Source organism: Mesorhizobium sp. M1328, from assembly GCF_040318075.1.
In the GTDB taxonomy this organism is placed as follows: domain Bacteria; phylum Pseudomonadota; class Alphaproteobacteria; order Rhizobiales; family Rhizobiaceae; genus Mesorhizobium.
Genome location: NZ_JAMYLO010000003.1, coordinates 447,920 through 467,956, shown reverse-complemented (window position 1 = coordinate 467,956; position 20,037 = coordinate 447,920). Strand labels below are relative to the sequence as shown.

At 61.5% G+C, this 20,037-nt stretch carries 18 protein-coding genes and 2 tRNA genes; 9 read left to right on the top strand and 11 right to left on the bottom strand.

The window, feature by feature from the left end; translation table 11 throughout:
• The first annotated feature begins 111 nt into the window (after positions 1-111).
• The 3 genes from NKH23_RS10860 to NKH23_RS10850 are packed head-to-tail and all read left to right on the top strand — an operon-like array spanning position 112 to position 2,533.
• Complete coding sequence (locus tag NKH23_RS10860) at positions 112-1,107, top strand: ABC transporter permease (RefSeq protein ID WP_031193507.1); 996 nt, start codon at positions 112-114, stop codon at positions 1,105-1,107.
• Positions 1,104-1,889, top strand: coding sequence for an SDR family oxidoreductase (locus tag NKH23_RS10855; RefSeq protein ID WP_352714748.1), 786 nt, complete (start codon positions 1,104-1,106; stop codon positions 1,887-1,889). The genes NKH23_RS10860 and NKH23_RS10855 overlap by 4 nt, the downstream gene beginning before the upstream one ends.
• Entirely contained in the window at positions 1,886-2,533 is a 648-nt protein-coding gene (locus tag NKH23_RS10850; RefSeq protein WP_352714750.1) for a GNAT family N-acetyltransferase, read from the top strand. The genes NKH23_RS10855 and NKH23_RS10850 overlap by 4 nt, the downstream gene beginning before the upstream one ends.
• Positions 2,534-2,728: 195 nt before the next feature.
• Here the strand turns inward: NKH23_RS10850 and NKH23_RS10845 are convergent, their stop codons facing one another.
• Together NKH23_RS10845 and NKH23_RS10840 are read right to left on the bottom strand one after the other, a co-directional pair.
• On the bottom strand, positions 2,729-3,052 hold the full coding sequence (locus NKH23_RS10845) for a hypothetical protein (protein WP_352714752.1): 324 nt from the start codon (positions 3,050-3,052) through the stop codon (positions 2,729-2,731).
• A gap of 815 nt (positions 3,053-3,867) precedes the next feature.
• Positions 3,868-3,943: transfer RNA gene (locus tag NKH23_RS10840), tRNA-Val, on the bottom strand.
• Between the two features lie 217 nt (positions 3,944-4,160).
• Here NKH23_RS10840 and NKH23_RS10835 point away from each other — a divergent pair.
• Positions 4,161-4,237: transfer RNA gene (locus NKH23_RS10835), tRNA-Asp, on the top strand.
• Between the two features lie 227 nt (positions 4,238-4,464).
• Here the strand turns inward: NKH23_RS10835 and rbsK are convergent.
• From rbsK to NKH23_RS10820, 3 genes are read right to left on the bottom strand one after another with little or no spacing between them, the layout of a single operon-like run.
• Complete coding sequence (gene rbsK / locus NKH23_RS10830) at positions 4,465-5,406, bottom strand: ribokinase (RefSeq protein WP_352977422.1); 942 nt, start codon at positions 5,404-5,406, stop codon at positions 4,465-4,467.
• Positions 5,407-5,410: 4 nt separating this feature from the next.
• Positions 5,411-5,863, bottom strand: coding sequence for an RbsD/FucU family protein (locus NKH23_RS10825; protein WP_352977421.1), 453 nt, complete (start codon positions 5,861-5,863; stop codon positions 5,411-5,413).
• A 31-nt stretch (positions 5,864-5,894) separates the two neighbouring features.
• A complete protein-coding gene (locus tag NKH23_RS10820; protein WP_352977440.1) occupies positions 5,895-6,953 on the bottom strand; it encodes an ABC transporter ATP-binding protein in 1,059 nt (352 codons plus the stop codon).
• Positions 6,954-7,247: 294 nt separating this feature from the next.
• Here NKH23_RS10820 and NKH23_RS10815 point away from each other — a divergent pair, with 294 nt between their 5' ends.
• From NKH23_RS10815 to NKH23_RS10805, 3 genes are all read left to right on the top strand, one after another.
• Positions 7,248-8,924, top strand: a complete 1,677-nt coding sequence (locus NKH23_RS10815) for an ABC transporter substrate-binding protein (protein WP_352491909.1) — start codon at positions 7,248-7,250, stop codon at positions 8,922-8,924.
• 83 nt (positions 8,925-9,007) lie between these two features.
• Positions 9,008-10,129 carry a carbohydrate ABC transporter permease gene (locus tag NKH23_RS10810; protein WP_352977419.1) on the top strand — a complete coding sequence of 374 codons (1,122 nt, stop codon included), beginning with the start codon at positions 9,008-9,010 and terminating at the stop codon, positions 10,127-10,129.
• A gap of 26 nt (positions 10,130-10,155) precedes the next feature.
• A complete protein-coding gene (locus tag NKH23_RS10805) occupies positions 10,156-11,073 on the top strand; it encodes a carbohydrate ABC transporter permease (RefSeq protein WP_352977418.1) in 918 nt (305 codons plus the stop codon).
• 49 nt (positions 11,074-11,122) lie between these two features.
• Here NKH23_RS10805 and NKH23_RS10800 read toward each other — a convergent pair whose 3' ends face one another.
• Positions 11,123-11,866, bottom strand: a complete 744-nt coding sequence (locus NKH23_RS10800; RefSeq protein ID WP_352977417.1) for a creatininase family protein — start codon at positions 11,864-11,866, stop codon at positions 11,123-11,125.
• A 5-nt stretch (positions 11,867-11,871) separates the two neighbouring features.
• Positions 11,872-12,438, bottom strand: coding sequence for a 6-phospho-3-hexuloisomerase (hxlB, locus tag NKH23_RS10795; RefSeq protein WP_352977416.1), 567 nt, complete (start codon positions 12,436-12,438; stop codon positions 11,872-11,874).
• A gap of 186 nt (positions 12,439-12,624) precedes the next feature.
• Between hxlB and NKH23_RS10790 the strand changes: the two genes are divergently transcribed.
• Entirely contained in the window at positions 12,625-13,647 is a 1,023-nt protein-coding gene (locus NKH23_RS10790; RefSeq protein ID WP_353034646.1) for an aldo/keto reductase, read from the top strand.
• Positions 13,648-13,721: 74 nt separating this feature from the next.
• Here the strand turns inward: NKH23_RS10790 and NKH23_RS10785 are convergent, their stop codons facing one another.
• The 4 genes from NKH23_RS10785 to clpP form a co-directional block, all read right to left on the bottom strand.
• Positions 13,722-13,994: an HU family DNA-binding protein gene (locus tag NKH23_RS10785; RefSeq protein ID WP_006201846.1), complete on the bottom strand. Its 273-nt coding sequence runs from the start codon at positions 13,992-13,994 to the stop codon at positions 13,722-13,724.
• A gap of 197 nt (positions 13,995-14,191) precedes the next feature.
• Positions 14,192-16,603: an endopeptidase La gene (lon, locus tag NKH23_RS10780; RefSeq protein ID WP_352491903.1), complete on the bottom strand. Its 2,412-nt coding sequence runs from the start codon at positions 16,601-16,603 to the stop codon at positions 14,192-14,194.
• Between the two features lie 280 nt (positions 16,604-16,883).
• Complete coding sequence (gene clpX / locus NKH23_RS10775) at positions 16,884-18,158, bottom strand: ATP-dependent Clp protease ATP-binding subunit ClpX (protein ID WP_006332719.1); 1,275 nt, start codon at positions 18,156-18,158, stop codon at positions 16,884-16,886.
• A 306-nt stretch (positions 18,159-18,464) separates the two neighbouring features.
• Positions 18,465-19,094, bottom strand: coding sequence for an ATP-dependent Clp endopeptidase proteolytic subunit ClpP (gene clpP / locus NKH23_RS10770; RefSeq protein ID WP_352516802.1), 630 nt, complete (start codon positions 19,092-19,094; stop codon positions 18,465-18,467).
• Between the two features lie 348 nt (positions 19,095-19,442).
• Here clpP and NKH23_RS10765 point away from each other — a divergent pair, with 348 nt between their 5' ends.
• The gene (locus NKH23_RS10765; protein ID WP_353025862.1) at positions 19,443-20,033 is read left to right on the top strand and encodes a hypothetical protein; all 591 of its coding nucleotides are present in this window, start codon (positions 19,443-19,445) and stop codon (positions 20,031-20,033) included.
• Positions 20,034-20,037 lie beyond the last annotated feature (4 nt).

Sequence of the window (20,037 nt, the reverse complement as noted above, 5' to 3'; positions counted from 1 at the left end):
CCGGCGCGTTCAAACGGACGCGCACGGGAACGTTGCAGCAATTTTCAACCGCGCCTGATAGTCCGAAGACCGAGTGGTTTTTTCGGGGCCATGCGCCAACCGGATCCGCAGATGAACCCCCGCACGCGCCAAACCCTCGAGTTCATCCTCGACAATCTCGTCTGGTTCATGCTGGTCTTCGTGCTGGTGGTCTTTTCCATCCTCATCCCGAACTATTTTCAGCTCGGCATCTTCGCCAACATCATCGAGGCGTCGAGCGTGCTCGGCGTGATGTCGATCGGCTTGGCGCTGGTCATCATCGCCGGCCATATGGACCTGTCGGTCGAATCGGTGGCGGCGCTCAGCGCCATGGCGGTCGGCATCCTGTTCTGCTCGTCGGGCATCGGCCTTGGCATCCAGTTGCAGCCGCAATGGCTGATGGTTCCGGTTTCGCTGCTCATCGCGCTTGCCGTCGGCGGCCTCATCGGCGCCTTCAACGGCTATCTGGTGGTCAGGGTGAAGATGAGCGCCTTCATCATCACACTGGCCTCCTACATCTGGGTGCGCGGCCTGGTGCTGGTCATCTCCGGCGGCCGCTCGGCGCAGGACCTTGCGCCGGCGATCCGCTGGTTCGGCATCCAGCGCCTGGGCGGCCTGCCGCTGACTGCCTGGATCGCCATTGCGTGTTTCGTGGTGTTCTCGCTGATCATGGCCAAGACGCCCTTCGGCAGGCACCTGGTCATGATCGGCGGCAACGAGACGGCGACCTTTCGCGCCGGCATCCGCGTCAACCGCAACCTTGTCATAGCCTTCGTTCTCGCCGGCGCCATCGCCGGCCTTGCCGGCTGGCTGCTGGCGATCCGCACCTCCGGCGCAACCGCCAATCTCGGCGTCGGCCTGTTGTTCAATGCCTTCGCCGCGGTCGTCATCGGCGGCGTCAGCCTGAAAGGCGGCGTCGGCACCTTACCCGGCGTCTATGCCGGCGTGCTGCTGCTCTCCGCCATCAACACGGCGATCAATCTGATGGGCCTGCCGGCCAACTTCACCCAGGTGATCCACGGCCTGCTGGTGCTCGCCGCCGTGCTGCTCGACGCGTTCAAGCAAACAATCCGCCAGAGGCTCGCATGAGCAGCCTACCGCAAACCGGGAGACTTTTTGGCAAGGTGGCGCTGGTCATCGGCGCCGCCCGCGGCATTGGAAAGGCGATCGCGCAGCGCTTTGCCGAGGAAGACGCAAAGGTGGTGCTGGCCGATACCGAGACCGAAGCCGGACAAGCAACGGCAGATGAGGTCGGCGCCCACTTCATTCGCACCGACATTTCGCAGATGGCCGATGCGGAAGCCGCCGTGGCGCTGGCCCTCGACCGTCACGGCCGGCTCGACATCATGGTGCAGAATGCCGGCATCTATCCCTGGCAATTGCTGGAAAACACCAGTCCCGACGACTGGGACCGGGTCATGGCAGTGAACTTGCGCGGCAGCTTCATCGCCGCGCGCGCCGCACTGGTGCCGATGAAGGCGCAGCACTTTGGCCGCATGCTGTTCACCTCCTCGATCACCGGCCCGCATGTCACCAGCCCCGGCCACGGCCATTATTCTGCGACCAAGGCCGGCATCAACGGGCTGATCCGTTCGGCTGCGCTCGAATTTTCGGGCTACGGCATTACAGTCAACGGCGTCGAGCCCGGCAACATCCTCACCGAAGGCATAGAGCAGCATCGCGGTGCGGCCTTCATCAAGAACATGGAAGACGCCATCCCGCTCGGCCGCCTCGGCAGCCCGCGCGACGTGGCCAACGCCTTCCTGTTCCTGGCCTCGGATGACGCCAGCTACATCACCGGCACGACCATCATCGTCGACGGCGGGCAGCTTTTGCCCGAGGGCAAGGATTTCCGGCTGCTGCCGCCATGATCCTCGATTTCGGCGGCGGTTTCTTCCTGCGCCGGGCGACCGCCGCCGATCATGCAGCGCTTGCGATGATCTGTCTCAAGACCGGCGATGCCGGCAAGGACGCCAGCGGCCGCGAGGACGACCCGGACCTGCTCGGCCTCCTCTACACCATTCCCTATCAGGTCCTCGAACCCGAGCTGGCTTTCATTGTCGATAGTCCCGCAGGTGCGGCCGGCTATCTGCTTGGTGCAGTCGAAACAGCCGCTTTCAATGCCAGCCTGGCATCAGACTGGTATCCCGACCTGCAGCGACGTGTCGCCGACCCGGGATCCGACAGCTCACACTGGCGCGGCAGCGATTGGGCGCGGCACAGGATCCATCATCCCGCTTTCGCTGTCCCGCCTGCACTGGCGGCCTACCCGTCGCACGGCCACATCGACCTGTTGCCGCAAGCGCGCGGGAAAGGCATCGGCAGGCGCGCAATGGCCTTCCTCGAGCAGCGCCTTGCCGCGAGAGGCTCGACCGGCATCCACCTCGAAGTCATGCCGGAGAACGATGATGCGGTAAGGTTCTACAAGGCGATCGGATTTGAGGTGGTGCAGGTGCCGAAGCGTTGTGTTTATGTGGCGAAACGGCTTGCTCATGCTCCGGCGATTGCAGGCTGAGCTGCGGCAAGCAATCGCTCAGGTTACCGGGAGGCTTATAGAACTACGATGCTGCCGTTCTGCAGCAGCCAGCTGCCCCGCGTGAACACCTTTGCCGCGGGAACGAAACCTTCGTCGGGACCACGTGTTCCACCACCAAAAAAGTCCGCAGCATCAACACGGTGCGGGCTAATTCGAGTGTTAGCGGAGCGTCTACTAGTCCAGCGGGAGCGGAAGGGGAACATCCGTAACCGTTCCCCCGGCCACAATCGAGAGCACATAAAGCAGATAAATGGCTAACACCAACAGCGCAAGGAATGAACCGCTGGCAAAGACTCCCGCAACCGTGGCGTCGGGATAAGGTTCAACTTTTTCTTTCTTGAAGATTTCTTCTTCGTTACGGGTTGTCACAACCCGTTCGCCTGGAAGCCGGTTTTTTTCAGCCTCCTTCGATATCTTATCCGCGAGATCTCCTGCGATCACAGGATCATTCGGAAGATGACTCGTAAGCCACCCAGGAATATTTTCGCTTCCGCCCATGCCCATATGCAAGTAAGATTTAGCTTTCTTTTGTGCTCCCTTAAATTACTGTAAGTTTTAACTTTCGGCAATCGTTTGCCGCATAGCGAGGCATCAGACCAGACTTAAGTCCCAACAGAAAGACCGTTTGAATCAGACTAAAGTCCTAGTAGACTCATCCGCGTCACCCGAACCGTGAAGCATTTGCGAGCGGAGATACGGTAACGACAACGAAACCATTGGTTGTGTTGAGGCTGGTGCTTGCCTGCGGACAACTCAGTATCGAGGGTCCATGTGCACTACGGGGGACCTTAGCGTCGACAAACCACGTGCGTGTTAGCCAATCTCGATACCATCACCCTCGACACGCCTGCCTTGGCTCTGCGACCTCTTCAGCAGTGAATGTGACGCCTCGATCAGCCGGCGCGATAGGGCGATCGTGTAGCGAAGTTCCTCAATCAGCGCGGTTCCGTGTTCAGTGGTCTGACGAGCACGTGCTACTGAGATGTTATCGGGTTCGCGAGGGAATTCTTTCACGTTCCGACCTCCAAGCCATGCCGACATTATCGCGAAGGGTCAACGCCCGGAATTGACTCTTATCCGGGCAACGAAAGAAGCCTGCCGCGTCTTTTCGATGCGGCCGGGCGATCAGAGATTGCGCCGGGCGGGTCAGCTTTGGGGCGATGGAGTGTAGCCCGGTGCATGCAGATTGGCGAAATGATAAAGGATACCAGATGGTTGCGTCTACCAATCGCCAGTTGGACGAGTCGCCTGCAGTGCAGGCGTATGAGCCTGACGTGGCACGAACATGCCTGGTTGAAACACGTGGCGGAAAATGGTGGGCGATGACGGGCTCGAACCGCCGACATCTTCGGTGTAAACGAAGCGCTCTACCAACTGAGCTAATCGCCCGCTCCGGGCCGGACCTTTAAGCAGTTAGGACCGGCTTCGCAAGGCCAAATGAGCGGCCAGCGGCTTGGCCGGGAGCCGGTTTCGGCAACAAAGTTCTGCTTGTCAAAAAACCTTCTGCTGTTTGCTGTTATGCTGTTCGGGTCCGCTTGACACCCGGTGGCTTACCCCTTATCCACCGCCCCAACGACGAACACGGCTGACACGTGCTCGTCCATGCGCGGGTGTAGCTCAGTTGGTTAGAGTGCCGGCCTGTCACGCCGGAGGTCGCGGGTTCGAGCCCCGTCACTCGCGCCATTTCTCCTTGGGGTCACGTCCCCTTGATGTCGGAGAAATGTCGACGTTGATTTGTCAAAACCATCTTCTTTCGTGACCCAGTCCAGGTTCATTGCTTCGAATGGCATCGATCGTCATCCATCGACCTGCCAGCCTGTTGTGGTCCAGCCTGAAGACGATAATCTCTCGGACAGGCGCCGAGTCTAACCCATTCGCTCCCGCCACAGTCTCATCCCGCAGCGACGGGCTCACCCCCTCGCCAGCAGCGCCTCGACTTCCGGCAGCGTCGGCATGGACGGGGCGGTGCCTGGACGCGTCACCGAGATGCCGGCGACGGCGCAGGCAAAGCGCACCGCCCGCAAAGGTTCCATCCCCCTCGACAGCGCCGCAGCCAGGCCGCCATTGAAGGCGTCGCCCGCGCCGGTGGTCTCGATGACCGGGCCGGCGGCGACCGCCGCGACATGCTCGGAACGATCGGCCGCATGCAGCAGCGCACCCTTTTCGCCGAGCGTCACGATGACCGCGCCAACGCCTTTCTCCAGCAGACTGTCGGCGGCACGGCGGGCATCGTCGATGGAGGACACCTTGATGCCGGTCAGTTCCTCGGCCTCAGTCTCGTTCGGCGTTACATAGTCGCAAAGCGTGTAGCTACGGTCCGGAAGCTTGGCCGCCGGCGCCGGGTTGAGGATGGTGGTCACCCCTGCCCCGCGCGCGATCTCCAGCGCCCGCAGCGCCGCCTCGATCGGCTGTTCGAGTTGGGTGACGAAGACGCCGGCCGCGCGGATCAGGCCGGCATTTGCCTCGATATCGACGGGCGAGATCAGCATCGCCGCACCGGGGCTGACGATGATGGCGTTGTTGCCGCTCGTCTCCTCGATGAAGATATAGGCGGCACCGGTGTAGCTTTCCGGCGTGTCGATGACGGCGCTCTTTACGCCGGCCTGCGCCCAAGTCTGCCTCGCCATGTCAGCGAAAGGATCGACGCCGAGGCGGGTCAGAAAGGTGACGTCGGCGCCGAGCCGGCCGGCCGCCACTGCCTGGTTCGAGCCCTTGCCGCCCGGGCCGAGCGTAAAGGACGTGCCCAGGATCGTCTCGCCCATGCGCGGCTGGCGGGCGGCGCGGTAGGCGGTGTCGGCGACGAAGACGCCCAATATGACAATAGGCTTCATGACGATCGGTCTTCCCGGCATGCCGCTACTCCGCATCCGGTGGCACGACGCCCTTGCGGAAGGCAAAACAGCCATAGAAGCGGCGCTCGCCGGTCTGGATGACGCAATAGGCCTTCTTGGCGCGTTCGTAGAAGGCGTAGCGCTCGACCGAGATCATCGGCCAGGCCTTGCCCTCGGCGGCATCGATCTCATTTTGCACTTCCTGCTGCACGACAGGGATTTCGCCCGGCTTGCCGACGATCTCCATGCGCGCGGCCGCGTCGTCGACGAAGGTGTCCAGCGGATAGAGCGAAAGCACCGCCTTGACCACGTCGGCCGCCGATGCATCGATGCGCAGCAGCCGCCCAAGCACAGTCTGGCGCGCCACCGAATCGGACGGGAAATTGGTGTCGGCGATAATCAGATCGTCGCCGTGGCCCATCGCCCGCAGCGCCTGCAGCACATCGGCATTGAGCAGGGGATTGATTCCTTTGAGCATGGTATTCCTCGCGAAGTTTGCTGGGGCGAAATCAGAGACGCTTGCCGGTCTCTGCGTCGAAGAGATGCACCTGGTCGAGCCGCGGTTTCAGGTGCAGTGTGTCGCCCGGCTTGAAGTCGTGGCGTTCACGGAACAGCGCCACCATCTCGCCCTCGCCGAAGCGCAGGAACACCAAAGTCTCGGAACCGGTCGGCTCGACCACCGAAATCTTCGCCGGAACACCATCGGGATGGATTTCGAGATGCTCCGGCCGCACGCCGTAGACGACATTGCGGCCATCTTCCACGGCACTGTTCGCCGCAATCGGGAACGGCGTCCCGGCGATCTCGACGACGGGCTTGTCGCCCTTGCGCACGACGCCCTTGAGCAGGTTCATCGAGGGCGAGCCGATGAAGCCGGCGACAAACAGGTTGGCCGGCCGGTCGAACAATTCCAGCGGCGCGCCGACCTGTTCGATGCGACCGTCGCGCATCACCACGATCTTGTCGGCCATGGTCATGGCTTCGATCTGGTCGTGGGTGACGTAGATGGTGGTGGTCTTCAGCCGCTGGTGCAGTTCCTTGATCTCGGTGCGCATCTGGACACGCAGCTTGGCATCGAGATTGGAGAGCGGCTCGTCGAACAGGAACACCTGCGGGTTGCGCACGATGGCGCGGCCCATGGCGACGCGCTGGCGCTGGCCGCCGGAAAGCTGGCGCGGATAGCGCTTGAGGTAGGGGTTGAGGTCGAGGATGTCGGCCGCGCGCTTGACGCGCTCAGTGACCACCGCCGGGTCGGTTTTGCGCAGCTTGAGAGCAAAGGCCATGTTCTGCTCGACCGTCTTGTGCGGATAGAGCGCGTAGTTCTGGAACACCATGGCGATGTCGCGCTTGGCCGGCGGCAGATGGTTGACGACGCGCTCGCCGATGGCAATGGTGCCGCCGGAGACCGTTTCCAGCCCGGCCACCATCCTCAGCAGCGTGGACTTGCCGCAGCCGGAAGGCCCGACCAGCACCACGAACTGCCCGTCGGCGATGTCGACGCTGACATCGTGCAGAACCTTGACGGTTCCGAACGCCTTGGCCACATTGCGGATCGCGACTTGAGCCATCATTCCCCCTTCATTTGCCGTGAAGCTAAACAACGCAAACGGCGAGGGCAAGTCAGTCTCTTATAGATAAAAAACCCATTCACGTTGACACCGCACTTCGTTGTGCGAATAGTGACAACTGCCCGGCTTATGACCCTGTTCCGGGCGCACCGGTACGCTTGTCCGGCACTGAATGCCAAGCGTCGCGGGAGGGAGAATTCGGGCCGCTATTTACGGGAGTCGCTGTCGTTGGGGAACATAATCGGCGCTCCACCATCTGAACCAATTCACAATTGACCTTCTGGGAGGAACGAGATGAAAATCAGCCTTTATAACCAACTTGTCCGCGCCGGGGCCACCCGCCGCGACGTGCTGAAGGGGGCGGCCAGCATGGCCGCGATCGCCGCGGCATCCGGCGCCGGCCTCGGCGCACTGACGCGGCCGGCTTCGGCTGCCAGCGAGCTGCGCACCAAGATCCTGCAGATCCCTGGCGTCGGCAAAGGTCAGCCGACCGATGCCGACTTCCAGAAGGTCGGCGAGCTTTGCCTCGAAGCCACCAAGGCCAACGTTAAGGAAGGCGAATTCGCCGGCGTCGAGCTCTCCTTCATGGGCCTCAACAACCAGAACCTGCACAATGTGCTTTTCCGCGGCTTCCTGAAGCCGTGGGAGGCCTATACCGGCGCCAAGATCAACTGGATCGACCTTGCACAGGCGGACTACAATCCGCGCCTGCAGCAGGCTATCGCCACGAACACAATCGACTTTGATATCGTCGAGATGGGCGCTCCTTTCGAAGGCGATGTCTGCGGCAAGGGCCTCACTTCCGAGATGCCCGACTGGGTAAGGAAGCAGATCGATATGGACGATCTGGTGGCCTATCTGAAGCCGCCGGTCGGCACCTGGAACGGCAAGCAGTATCGCGTGACCGTCGACGGAGACGCGCACAACTTCAACTACCGCACCGACGTGTTCTCCGACTCTGATCTGGCAGCAGCCTGGAAAGCCGATAGCGGCGACAAGGCAGGCCTGACGGAATGGGGCGTGCCGAAGACCTGGCAGCAGGTGCAGGCCGTGACCAAGTTCCTCAAGGGCAAGCAGATGAAGGGCCAGGACGTCTACGGCTACCTCGACGCGCCCAAGGCATGGGGTGGATTCGGCTTCTACTTCCTCGGCAGCCGTGCCAGTGCTTATGCTAAGCACCCTGATGACAAGGCGTGGCTGTTCGACGCCGATACGATGAAGCCGCGCGTCAACAACCCGGCTTGGGTGCGGGCGATCCAGGACGTGATCGACGCGCTGCCCTTCGAACCGCAGGATCAAATCAATGCCGACCCGAACCAGACCTGTTTCTCCCAATTCCTGGGCGGCACTGGTTCGATGCTGGCTTGGTGGGGAGACGCTGGCTCGAATGCGAAGACTAACGACTCCTCGGTCGTCGGCGACGTCACAGGCTTCTCGATCCTGCCGGGCTCGGACGATGTCTATAATTCCAAGACCGGCAAGTGGGACAAGCTCGCCAGCGGCCCGAACTATGCGCCAAACTGCGCCTATCTCGGCTGGGGCGTCTATGTCATGGCCCGCGTCGACAGCGACGAGAAGAAGAAGAAGGCAGCCTGGTCCGCCGCCGCCCATCTCGGCGGCAAGGACCTGTCACTGTGGTGCGCGGCGTATCCGTCGGGCTTCCAGCCTTACCGCAACAGCCATTTCGATATTCCGGAGTGGGTGGCGGCCGGCTACGATGAGGCGTTCATCACCTCGTACCTCAAGTCGGAATCCGACAGCTACAACCATCCGAACGCGGCGATCGAGCCACGCATCCCCGGCATCTTCCAATACTACAGCGCCGCCGAGGATATTTTGGCCAACACCTTCGCCGGCAAGATGAAGGCACAGGAAGGCGCCGATGCCATTGCGGCGGCCTGGGAGAAGCTGACCGACCAGATCGGCCGCGACAACCAGATCAAGCTCTACAAGGCCTCGCTCGGCATGTAGGCTATGTGAAACCGTGGTCCGGCGGCGCCGGACCACACCAGACAGCTCCGGCTCCTCGATGAGCCTTCAAACGGGCGAAATTTGTGGCTGACCAGACTTCGACCGTAAACCCGTGGCCGGCGGATGCCGTCCCTTCCGATCTGATTTCCCCTCGCCGCAAACGGCTCGGCTGGGGGCTGATGGCCGTTGCGACGCTTGGCTTGCTGGCGGTAATCGCGCTGGAGATCCTGTACAAGACCGAAGCCGACACCATCGGCTTCGAGACCTGGCGGCCCGTCGTCTATGCCTATGTTCTGTGGGGCCTGGCGATTGGCGCCGGCCAGGTGCTGACCCGCGGCGAGGACGGCCAGCGTGCCCTGTTCCTGCTGCCGGCGCTGCTGTTCACCATCGCCATGGTGATCTTCCCGACCCTGTTCGGTTTCTACATCGCGCTCACCGACTGGAACCTCAGTTCCTTCAGCGGCCGCACGTTCAACGGGCTCGCCAATTTCTGGCAGATGCTGGGCGATCCCTACTACCGCAACGCGCTGTTCAACATGGCGCTCTATGTGCTGGCGGTGTCGGTCGAATATATCATTGCCTTTGGCCTGGCGTTGTTGCTCAACGCGCAGATCCGGGCGCGAAAATTCTTCCGCGTTGTCTTCCTCTTGCCCTTGATGCTGTCACCCGTCGCGGTGTCGTGGATGATCGGCAAATCGCTGATGGAGTACCGCTTCGGACCGGCCGCGACGCTGGCGCGCCATCTTGGCTGGGAAAATCCCGCCTTCTTCTCCGATCCGATCACCGCGCGCATCGCGATCATGGTGCTGGACGCCTGGACGTTCATTCCGTTCATGATGATCATGCTGCTGGCCGGGCTGCAGGCGATGTCGCGCGAGGTGCTCGAAGCCGCGCGGGTCGACGGCGCCAACGCCTGGCAGACCTTCTGGCAGGTCACTTTCCCGCTGATGCTGCCGGTGTCGGTGACGGCGGTGATCCTGCGCATCATCTTCAAGCTGAAGCTTGCCGACATCATCATCACGGTGACGTCCGGCGGTCCGGGCGGTGCGACAGATTCCGTGTCGAGCTTCATCTATCGCGAGTATCGCGACCGCTCGAATGTCGGCTACGGCACGATGCTGGCGATGGCCTATCTGGTCATCATCGTTGTGTTCGTCACGTGGCTGTTGAAATTTGCCAACCGCTTCGTGCGCAATGTCAATTGAAGCAAGATCGGGTGAATTGAAACAAGATGAGCGTCCAGACCACCGAATATGTCGCCTCGGAGATCCGCTCGCCGGCGAGCTTCGTCGCCAGTCGCGTCTTCATCTACGGCGCGCTCGCCTTCTGGGCGTTCATCTGCCTGTTCCCGATCTATTGGACGATAACCACCTCGTTCAAGACCGCGGTCGACGTCACTCAAGGTCATTTGATCCCGTTCGTCGATTTCCAGCCGGATTGGAAAGGCTGGCGCTCGCTCGGCCTTTCACCGGACTCGATCTTCCAGACCTCGACGGTGCGCGAGGAATTCCTCAAGCGCTTCATGAATTCGGTGATCACCTCGGTCGGCGCATCGAGCCTCGCCATCATCATCGGCAGCCTCGCCGCCTACGGACTTACCCGCTATCGCTACCATTTCGCCTGGTTCAAGAACGAGGACATCTCGTTCTTCTTCCTGTCGCAGCTGATCCTGCCGCCGGTCGTGTTGGCGCTGCCCTTTCTCGTGCTTTACCGGGAAGTCGGCATGCTCGACACGCGCGTCGGGCTGATCCTGCTCTATACGCTGATGGTGCTGCCGATCGTCATCTGGATCATGCGCGACCAGTTCAATTCCATTCCCGTCGAGCTTGAGGAAGCAGCCCTTGTCGACGGCCTGTCGATCTGGGGCGCGTTCTTCCGCATCGTCATGCCGATCGCGCTGCCGGGCATGGTCGCCGCCTTCATCCTGGCAATGGTGCTGTGCTGGAACGAGTATTTCTTCGCCGCGCTCCTGACCTCGACCGACGCCAAGACCATTCCTGTCATGGTGGCGAGCCAAACCGGCTCGCAAGGCATCAACTGGTGGTCGATGGCAGCGCTTGCCACCGCCGCCATCACACCGCTCGCCGTCATCGGCATCGCGCTCGAGCGCTACCTGATCATGGGCATGACAGCGGGCGCAGTGAAATAACTGCGCCAGCCTTCCCTTCTCCACAATAAGGGGAGAAGGGAAAACCGGGCTAACCCGAAAGTGTTGCCCGCAAATGATCGAGAATCATGGCAACCCCTTTTTGCCCCAATTCCGCCGAGGCTTCGGAGGCGCTTGCCGTGTACCAGCCGGTGTTGTCGGCGAAACGGCCGGCGTCCACCGCTTCCGGACACAGCGCCAGCATCAGTGACGTCTCGCCGATGCCGGCATGATCGAACGGGTACTGGCTGTGCATTGAAGCCGGCATCAGCGGATGCACCTGCACCCAGTTGAAGAAATTGCTGCCCTCGGCGTGCTCGGCATAATAGTCGGCCATCGCCGCAGAGCCCCACCAGCCTTCGCCGCGTTCTTTCTCCAGGAAGCGGAAGATCGCCTGCCGGCCGGCGGCCTTGAAGGCGAGATCGGTTGGCATGCCGGCGGCAAAATTTTCGGTCTGGTGGTGAATGATGGCGTGGATGTTGCGGAAGCCGATGCGCAACAGGCTGTAGAACAATTCTTCCGCAAATGGCGCCAGCACATTGCCACCGACCTGCACCGAACCACTGCCTTCCGGTGCTGCAACCGCATAGCTCGCCGCGCCGTAATAGAAGGGCGGCAGAATGACGATCTCGGCTTCTTTTTCGAACAGTTCCAGGCTCTTGACCACCGCCAGCGTGTCCATTCCGACGGCCATGTGCTCGCCATGATATTCGAGCACACCGAGCGGCAACACGACCGGCCGGTTCTCGGCGATCGCCTTGCGGATCTGGTGCGGCAGCATCAATTCGTAGCGCATGACACCTACTCCATATTGGTGTGGCGGGCGCGCATCGCTTCCGGCGAGACGCCGGTCAGATCCCTGAGCTTCAGCACCATCACTTCGAAGAGGACGAACAGCGCGCCTTCGAAAACCGAGCCCATCGGCAGCACGGATGTCTTTTCCGGGCCCTGGTCGTCGGCCATGGTCTGAGCAGGAATAAGCAGTGTGAAGTCTGCCAGCTTTGCGGCAGTGCTGTCGGCTTGCGCGGTGAGCAGCAGGACGGCGGCACCGGCATCGCGTGCGACCCGCATCAAGGTCAGCACGGTCGAGGTCTCGCCCGGGCCGGAGCTGGCGAGGAAGACATCGCCCGCGCCCAGCGGCGGCGTGGTCATGTCGCCGACAACCGACACCGGCAGGCCGAGATGGTAGAGCCGCATGGCAAAACCCTTGACCTGCAGCGCCTCGCGGCCGCAGCCATAGGTGACGATCTTTCTAGCTCCGGCCAAGATGGCGCAAGCGGCGTCGATGCGGCTTTCGTCGATACGCTCCAGCACGGTGCCAAGCTCGCTCAGCGCAATCCCAAACAGGTTTTCGCCGGCGTCCGTCATGACATTTGCACCAGCTTGCCGGTGCCGGGGAACCACTTGAATATCTCGCTCACATTTGCCTCGAACAGCTTGTTTTCATTCATGCTATCACCACGAAAATCGGTGTCCAACGACACGCAGTGCTTTTGATGCGCCGCAACCGTGATAGTGTCATGGCAAATCGCAAAAACGAGGAAACGGCAGCATATGAAGACACGGCATTTCGACCGCATCGGCAATGGCGGCATCAACTTCACCGAGCTCGGCTTCGGCACCGCGCCGCTCGGCAATCTCTACCGCGCCGTCTCCGACGAGGATGCCAATGCCACTCTGGAGACGGCATGGCGGGTCGGCTGCCGCTACTTCGACACCGCGCCGCTTTATGGGCTGGGCCTTGCCGAAACGCGGCTCAATCCGTTCCTGCGTTCGAAGAAGCGCGACGACTACGTGCTGTCCAACAAAATCGGGCGCATCATGCGCGCCTGCCCGCCGGAACAGCGCACCGGCATCGGCAAATTCTTCGACACCCCATCGCGCCGCGAGGTCTACGATTACAGCTATGACGGCGTCATGCGCTCCTTCGAAGCCTCGCTGGAACGGCTCGGCGTCGACCGCATCGACATCCTCTTCGTGCACGATGTCGACATCTTCACCCATGGCAGCAAGGAAGCCTCGGACCAGCGCATCCAGGAATTCATGAGCTCCGGCTACTACGGATTGCTGGCATTGCGCGACCAGGGCGTGATCAAGGCGTTCGGCGGCGGCATCAACGAGTGGCCGGTTGCCCAGACGCTGGCCGAGCGCGGCGATTTCGATCTGTTCCTGCTTGCCGGGCGTTACACGCTGCTGGAGCAGGAAGCGCTGCAGTCTTTCCTGCCGCTATGCCAGCAACGCGGCATCGGCATCGTTCTCGGCGGGCCGTACAATTCCGGCATCCTGGCAACCGGGCCGAAGCCCGGCGCCTACTACAATTATTCGGAGGCGCCGCAGGACATCATCGACCGCGTTACCCGCATCGAGGCCGTCTGCAAGCGCCACGGCGTGCGCCTGATCGAGGCGGCGCTGCAGTTCCCGCTGCTGCATCCTTCCGTCGTCTCGGTAATCCCCGGCGGCCAGCGGCCGGGCGAAGTCGAAAGCAATCGCTCGCTGCTCGACGCGAAGCTGCCATCGGCGCTGTGGGCCGATCTCAAGAACGAAGGCTTGATGCGCACTGACGCGCCGACGGCATAGCGCCGCCCTTTCCAACAGAAAAGAAAAACCGGATATGCCGGCTTTTCTTTTCTCTGAAAGACTTAAGGAGGCGCTTAGTTGACAGCGTCCTTGAGGCCCTTGCCGGCCGAGAACTTCGGCACGGTGCGCGCCGGGATCTTCACTTCCGCACCGGTCTGCGGATTGCGGCCGGTCGACGCGGCGCGTTTTGACACGGTGAAATTTCCGAAGCCGACAAGCCGGACATCGCCGCCCTTTTTCAGTTCGCCGGTGATGACGGAAAACACCGCATCAACCGCCGACTGCGCGTCACCCTTCGAAATACTCGCGGCATCGGCGACAGCGGATACCAGTTCGTTCTTGTTCATAAAAATTCCCTTCCATGAGAAAACCGGAACACTCGACTCAATCCGGCAGGAAACGGACTTTAGAAAGAAGCGCTCCGGCAACCAAGTCGAAAAGCGTCAAGAAAGTCGAAAAAAGCCCGGAAATCCGGGGTTCTTCACATGAAAAAGCCGGGCTCAAGGCCCGGCTCTCTCTTTGTGCATTGCAACTTTAGCAAGAGCTAATGCGCTAGCGATTTACCAGCCTCGTCTCCGACATCGACCACGGCCGGCGCATTAACGGGTTCGACCCACTGGATGGGTTCCGGCATGCGCACCAGCGCATGGCGCAACACTTCGCCAACGCGTGAGACCGGAATGATTTCCATGCCGCTCTTCACGTTTTCCGGAATCTCCGCCAGATCCTTGGCGTTCTCTTCCGGGATCAGCACCTTCTTGATGCCGCCGCGGAGTGCGGCAAGCAGCTTTTCCTTAAGGCCGCCGATCGGCAGCACCCTGCCGCGCAGCGTGATCTCGCCGGTCATCGCCACATCGGCCCTGACCGGGATACCGGTCAGCACCGAGACAATCGCCGTCGCCATCGCCACGCCAGCCGACGGTCCGTCCTTCGGGGTTGCACCCTCTGGCACGTGGACGTGGATATCGCGCTTGTCGAACAGCGGCGGCTCGACGCCGAAATCGATGGCCCGCGAGCGGACGTAAGAGGCCGCCGCAGAGATCGATTCCTTCATCACGTCGCGCAGATTGCCGGTCACGGTCATGCGGCCCTTGCCGGGCATCATGACGCCTTCCACCGTCAACAGCTCGCCGCCGACTTCCGTCCAGGCGAGCCCGGTGACCACGCCGACCTGATCGTCGCTCTCGACCTGGCCGAAGCGGAAGCGCGGAACACCAAGGTAATCGGCAAGATTGTCCGCCGTGATGTTGATCGTCTTCTTCTTCGTCTTCAGGATCTCGGTCACCGCCTTGCGCCCGAGCTTCATCAGCTCGCGCTCCAGGCTCCTGACGCCCGCTTCACGGGTGTAGGTCTGGATGATGCCGCGGATCGCGTCCTCGCCGACGGAGAACTCCTTCGGCTGCAACGCGTGGTCGCGGATCACCTTGGGCATCAGGTGACGCTTGGCGATTTCGATCTTCTCGTCCTCGGTGTAGCCGGCGATACGGATGATCTCCATGCGGTCCATCAAGGGCGCAGGGATGTTCAGCGTGTTCGCCGTCGTCACGAACATCACGCTCGACAGGTCGTATTCGACCTCGAGGTAATGGTCCATGAACGTCGAGTTCTGCTCGGGATCGAGCACCTCGAGCAAAGCCGATGACGGATCGCCGCGGAAATCCTGGCCCATCTTGTCGATCTCGTCGAGCAGGAAGAGCGGGTTGGATTTCTTCGCCTTCTTCATCGACTGGATGACCTTGCCGGGCATCGAGCCGATATAGGTGCGGCGGTGACCACGGATCTCGGCTTCGTCGCGCACGCCGCCCAGCGCCATGCGGATGAACTCGCGGCCGGTCGCCTTGGCGATCGACTTGCCGAGCGACGTCTTGCCGACGCCGGGAGGTCCGACGAGGCACAGGATCGGCCCCTTCAGCTTCTTCTGGCGGCTTTGCACGGCGAGGTATTCGACGATGCGGTCCTTGACCTTGTCGAGGCCGAAATGATCCGTATCGAGCACGTTCTGGGCAAAGGCCAGATCCTGCTTGACCTTGGAGTTCCTGCCCCACGGGATCGACAGCAGCCAGTCGAGATAGTTGCGCACGACGGTCGATTCAGCCGACATCGGCGACATCGTCCGCAGCTTCTTCAGTTCGGCTTCCGCCTTTTCGCGGGCCTCCTTGGAGAGCTTGGTCTTCTTGATGCGCGCCTCGATCTCGGCGGCCTCGTCGCGGCCGTCCTCGCCCTCGCCGAGCTCCTTCTGGATCGCCTTCATCTGCTCGTTGAGGTAGTATTCACGCTGCGTCTTCTCCATCTGGCGCTTGACGCGCGAGCGGATGCGCTTCTCCACCTGGAGCACCGAGATTTCGGCTTCCATGAAGCCCATCGCCTTCTCCAGCCGTTCCTTGACGGACAGCGTGGCGAGCATCTCCTGCTTCTCGGGGATCTTGATGGCAAGATGCGAAGCGACCGTGTCGGCGAGCTTGGAATAGTCGTCGATCTGGCTGGCGGCACCTACCACTTCGGGCGAGATCTTCTTGTTCAGCTTGACGTAGTTCTCGAAGTCGGTGACCACGGAACGCGCCAGCGCCTCGACCTCGACCTCTTCCTCATCCGGTTCGACCAGCGCAGCAGCACGGGCCTCATGGAAGTCGGGACGGTCGGTGAACGCGACGATTTTCGCGCGCGAGGCGCCTTCGACCAGCACCTTCACGGTGCCGTCCGGCAGTTTCAGCAATTGCAGCACATTGGCGAGCGTGCCGATGTCAAAGATGGCATCGGGCTCCGGATCGTCGTCGGCGGCATTCATCTGGGTCGCGAGCAGGATCTGCTTTTCCTGACCCATCACTTCTTCCAGCGCTTTGATCGACTTTTCACGCCCGACAAAGAGCGGAACGATCATGTGCGGGAACACCACGATGTCGCGCAGTGGGAGGACTGCAAAGACGCCGTCGCTGGGAGCCTTGGATAATTTGGCCATTGTCCAACCTTTCATGTCGCGGCCGCCAATCGGCCAACCGCGAATCTCATATTAACGACCGGGGATCGTTCCGCCTACCACCGTTTGTGACGGGAGTTTTACAGCACAGAATTCGGCACCACGGCCTTCTGCCATTAGTTGGAGGCACAGGGGGTAAAGATCAAGGGTCAACACGGTCCGTCCCTCCAATCCGCGGCCATTACGCGGCGCCATACGCGGTGTGCGACAGCAAAACGGCGCCCTGCGGCGCCGTTTCAGAAAAATCCATTGCCGGCTCACGTCAGGCGCTGACGTTGCCCTTCTTTTCCTTCTGCTCGGAATAGATGTAGAGCGGCCTGGCGTTGCCTGACACCACCTCTTCCGAAATAACCACTTCGCGCACGCCTTCTAGTGCCGGCAGCTCGAACATGGTGTCCAGCAGGATCGCTTCCATGATCGAACGCAGGCCGCGTGCGCCGGTCTTGCGCTCGATGGCGCGCTTGGCGATCGCCGAGAGCGCGTTCTCGTGGAAGGTCAGGTCGACATTTTCCATCTCGAACAGCCGCTGATACTGCTTGACCAGCGCGTTCTTCGGCTCGGTCAGGATCTGGATCAGTGCCGGCTCGTCGAGATCCTCCAGCGTGGCCAAGACAGGCAGACGGCCGACGAACTCGGGAATGAGGCCGAACTTCAAGAGATCCTCAGGCTCGACCAGGCGGAAAACATCGCCGGTGCGGCGATCCTCGGGCGAAGCGACGATGGCGCCGAAACCGATCGAGGTCTTCCTGCCGCGATCCGAGATGATCTTGTCCAGGCCGGCGAAAGCGCCGCCGCAGATGAACAGGATGTTGGCGGTGTCGACCTGCAGAAATTCCTGCTGCGGATGCTTCCTGCCGCCCTGCGGCGGCACGGAGGCAACGGTGCCTTCCATGATCTTCAAAAGTGCCTGCTGCACGCCCTCGCCCGACACGTCGCGGGTGATCGAGGGATTGTCCGACTTGCGCGAGATCTTGTCGATCTCGTCGATATAGACGATGCCGCGCTGGGCGCGCTCGACATTGTAGTCGGCCGACTGCAACAGCTTCAGGATGATGTTCTCGACATCCTCGCCGACATAGCCGGCCTCGGTCAGCGTCGTCGCGTCGGCCATGGTGAAGGGGACGTCGATGATACGGGCCAGCGTCTGCGCCAGCAGCGTCTTGCCGCAACCGGTCGGGCCGATGAGCAGGATGTTCGACTTCGCCAGCTCGACGTCGTTGTTCTTGCCGGCATGGGCGAGGCGCTTGTAGTGGTTGTGGACGGCCACCGACAGTACGCGCTTGGCGTAGGGCTGGCCGATGACGTAGTCGTCGAGAACTTTTAGGATTTCCTGCGGGGTCGGCACGCCCTCGCGCGACTTCACCATCGAGGTCTTGTTCTCCTCGCGGATGATGTCCATGCACAGTTCGACGCATTCGTCGCAGATGAACACCGTCGGCCCGGCGATCAGCTTGCGCACTTCGTGCTGGCTTTTGCCGCAAAACGAGCAATAAAGCGTGTTCTTGGAATCACCGCTGTTGTTGCCGACCTTGCTCATTTTCCTGTCCTTTCATGGCCGCCCGCCGATGGTCTGGTTGAAAGGGCGTATATTCAATCTATCGCGGGAATCCGCTGCCGCCAGTGCCCCGGCTCCCGCAACGCATTCCGTACGAAACACAAATCGGAAAACGGGGCAATGATTCGAACAACCCCACGCGCAAAGCTAAGCCGTCGAAAATCAACATAGCCTTAACGTAGGCAATTGCACCCGTCGAGGGAACAGCCAATTGTGGCCGAAATGCCGCAAGCTGCGCCAAAAGCGCGTGATCCCGCCACTCATTGCCACCGCGGGGCCACCGCGGACCTATAAGGCAATACCTTCGACCGGCTCACGTGACGAAATGACCTTGTCGATGAGGCCGAAATCCCTGGCCTCGTCGGCAGTCATGAAATGGTCACGGTCGAGCGTTTTTTCAATCTCATCGTAGCTCTTGCCGGTGTGCTTGACGTAAACCTCATTGAGGCGGCGCTTCAGCTTGATGATGTCCTGGGCATGACGCTCGATGTCGGAGGCCTGGCCCTGGAAGCCGCCGGAAGGCTGGTGGACCATGATGCGGGCGTTCGGCGTGGCAAAGCGCATGCCCTTCTCGCCTGCGGTGAGAAGCAGCGAGCCCATCGATGCGGCCTGGCCGATGCACAGCGTCGACACAGCGGGCTTGATGAACTGCATGGTGTCGTAGATCGCCATGCCGGAGGTGACGACGCCGCCGGGTGAGTTGATATAGAGGTTGATTTCCTTCTTCGGATTCTCCGCCTCGAGGAACAGCAGCTGCGCGCAGACCAGCGTCGCCATGCCGTCCTCGACCGGACCGGTGATGAAAATGATGCGCTCCTTGAGGAGCCGCGAGAAAATGTCGTAGGCCCGCTCGCCGCGATTGGTCTGTTCGACCACCATCGGAACGAGGTTCATGTAGGTTTCGACGGGGTTCTTCATGGACTATCCCTTTTTGAGGATGGGATTCCGGCGCCGGAGATTTGCAATCGGGCAGAATCGGTTCTGGATCGTTATTGTGTAAATAGGATGCCGGCTCACCCTAGCGCAAGGCCGCCTCTCCTAGCCATCCGGTTAAGTCGAATCAAGGTTTCCAAACCAGTTTCGCCTGTCGCCGTGCCGGCAGCCCCTCTCCTGCGGTGGGAAGGGGCGCTCATGTCTGGCCGTTGTTTAGCAGTTTCTTAACCGCATCGCTTAACGAAAAGTGGTGAAACCGCTTTTTCCGGCCGCGGCTTGCCCTACAATCCAACGTTGAACCCGCTTCACGCAGTTCAAATAAGGGGGAGTGCGATGATCAGGAAAACTGCTTCCTTGGCCCTTACCGGCATCACCGTTCTCGGCATGGCGTCCGAGGCGGCTGCCGGCGGACGCGCGGTCGAATGCTACGAGCAGGTCAACCGGCCGGCCGTCTACGACACGCTCTACGAGGACGTGCTCGTCAGCCCAGCCGGCCAGCAGGTGGAATACGAGGCGCCAATCTACGGGACGCGCGAGCGCGTGGTCCAGATCGCGCCGGCGCGCGTCAGCTACGAGATCGTGCCCGCCATCACCCGCACCATCCACCGCTCCGTGAGGGTCGATAACAGCGGCTATTCCTGGGAATGGCGCATCATCAATGGCCGCAAGGTGCTGTGCAAGGTCAGGCACAGGGCGCGCTATGAACGCGTGGCCGAAATCGTCGTGGTTGAGCCGGAACGCCGGCGGCGCGTTGTCCTCCCCGCCGAATACGAGAGCGTCGCCGAAGAGGTGCTGGTGCGGCCGGAGCAGCGGCGCATCATCGACATTCCGGCGTCCTACCAGACAGTGGCTCGCCGCGTGGTGGTCAGGGAGGGCTCGTCGAGCTGGCGGCGCGTGCATATTCCGAGGCATTGCCGATACTAGGCGC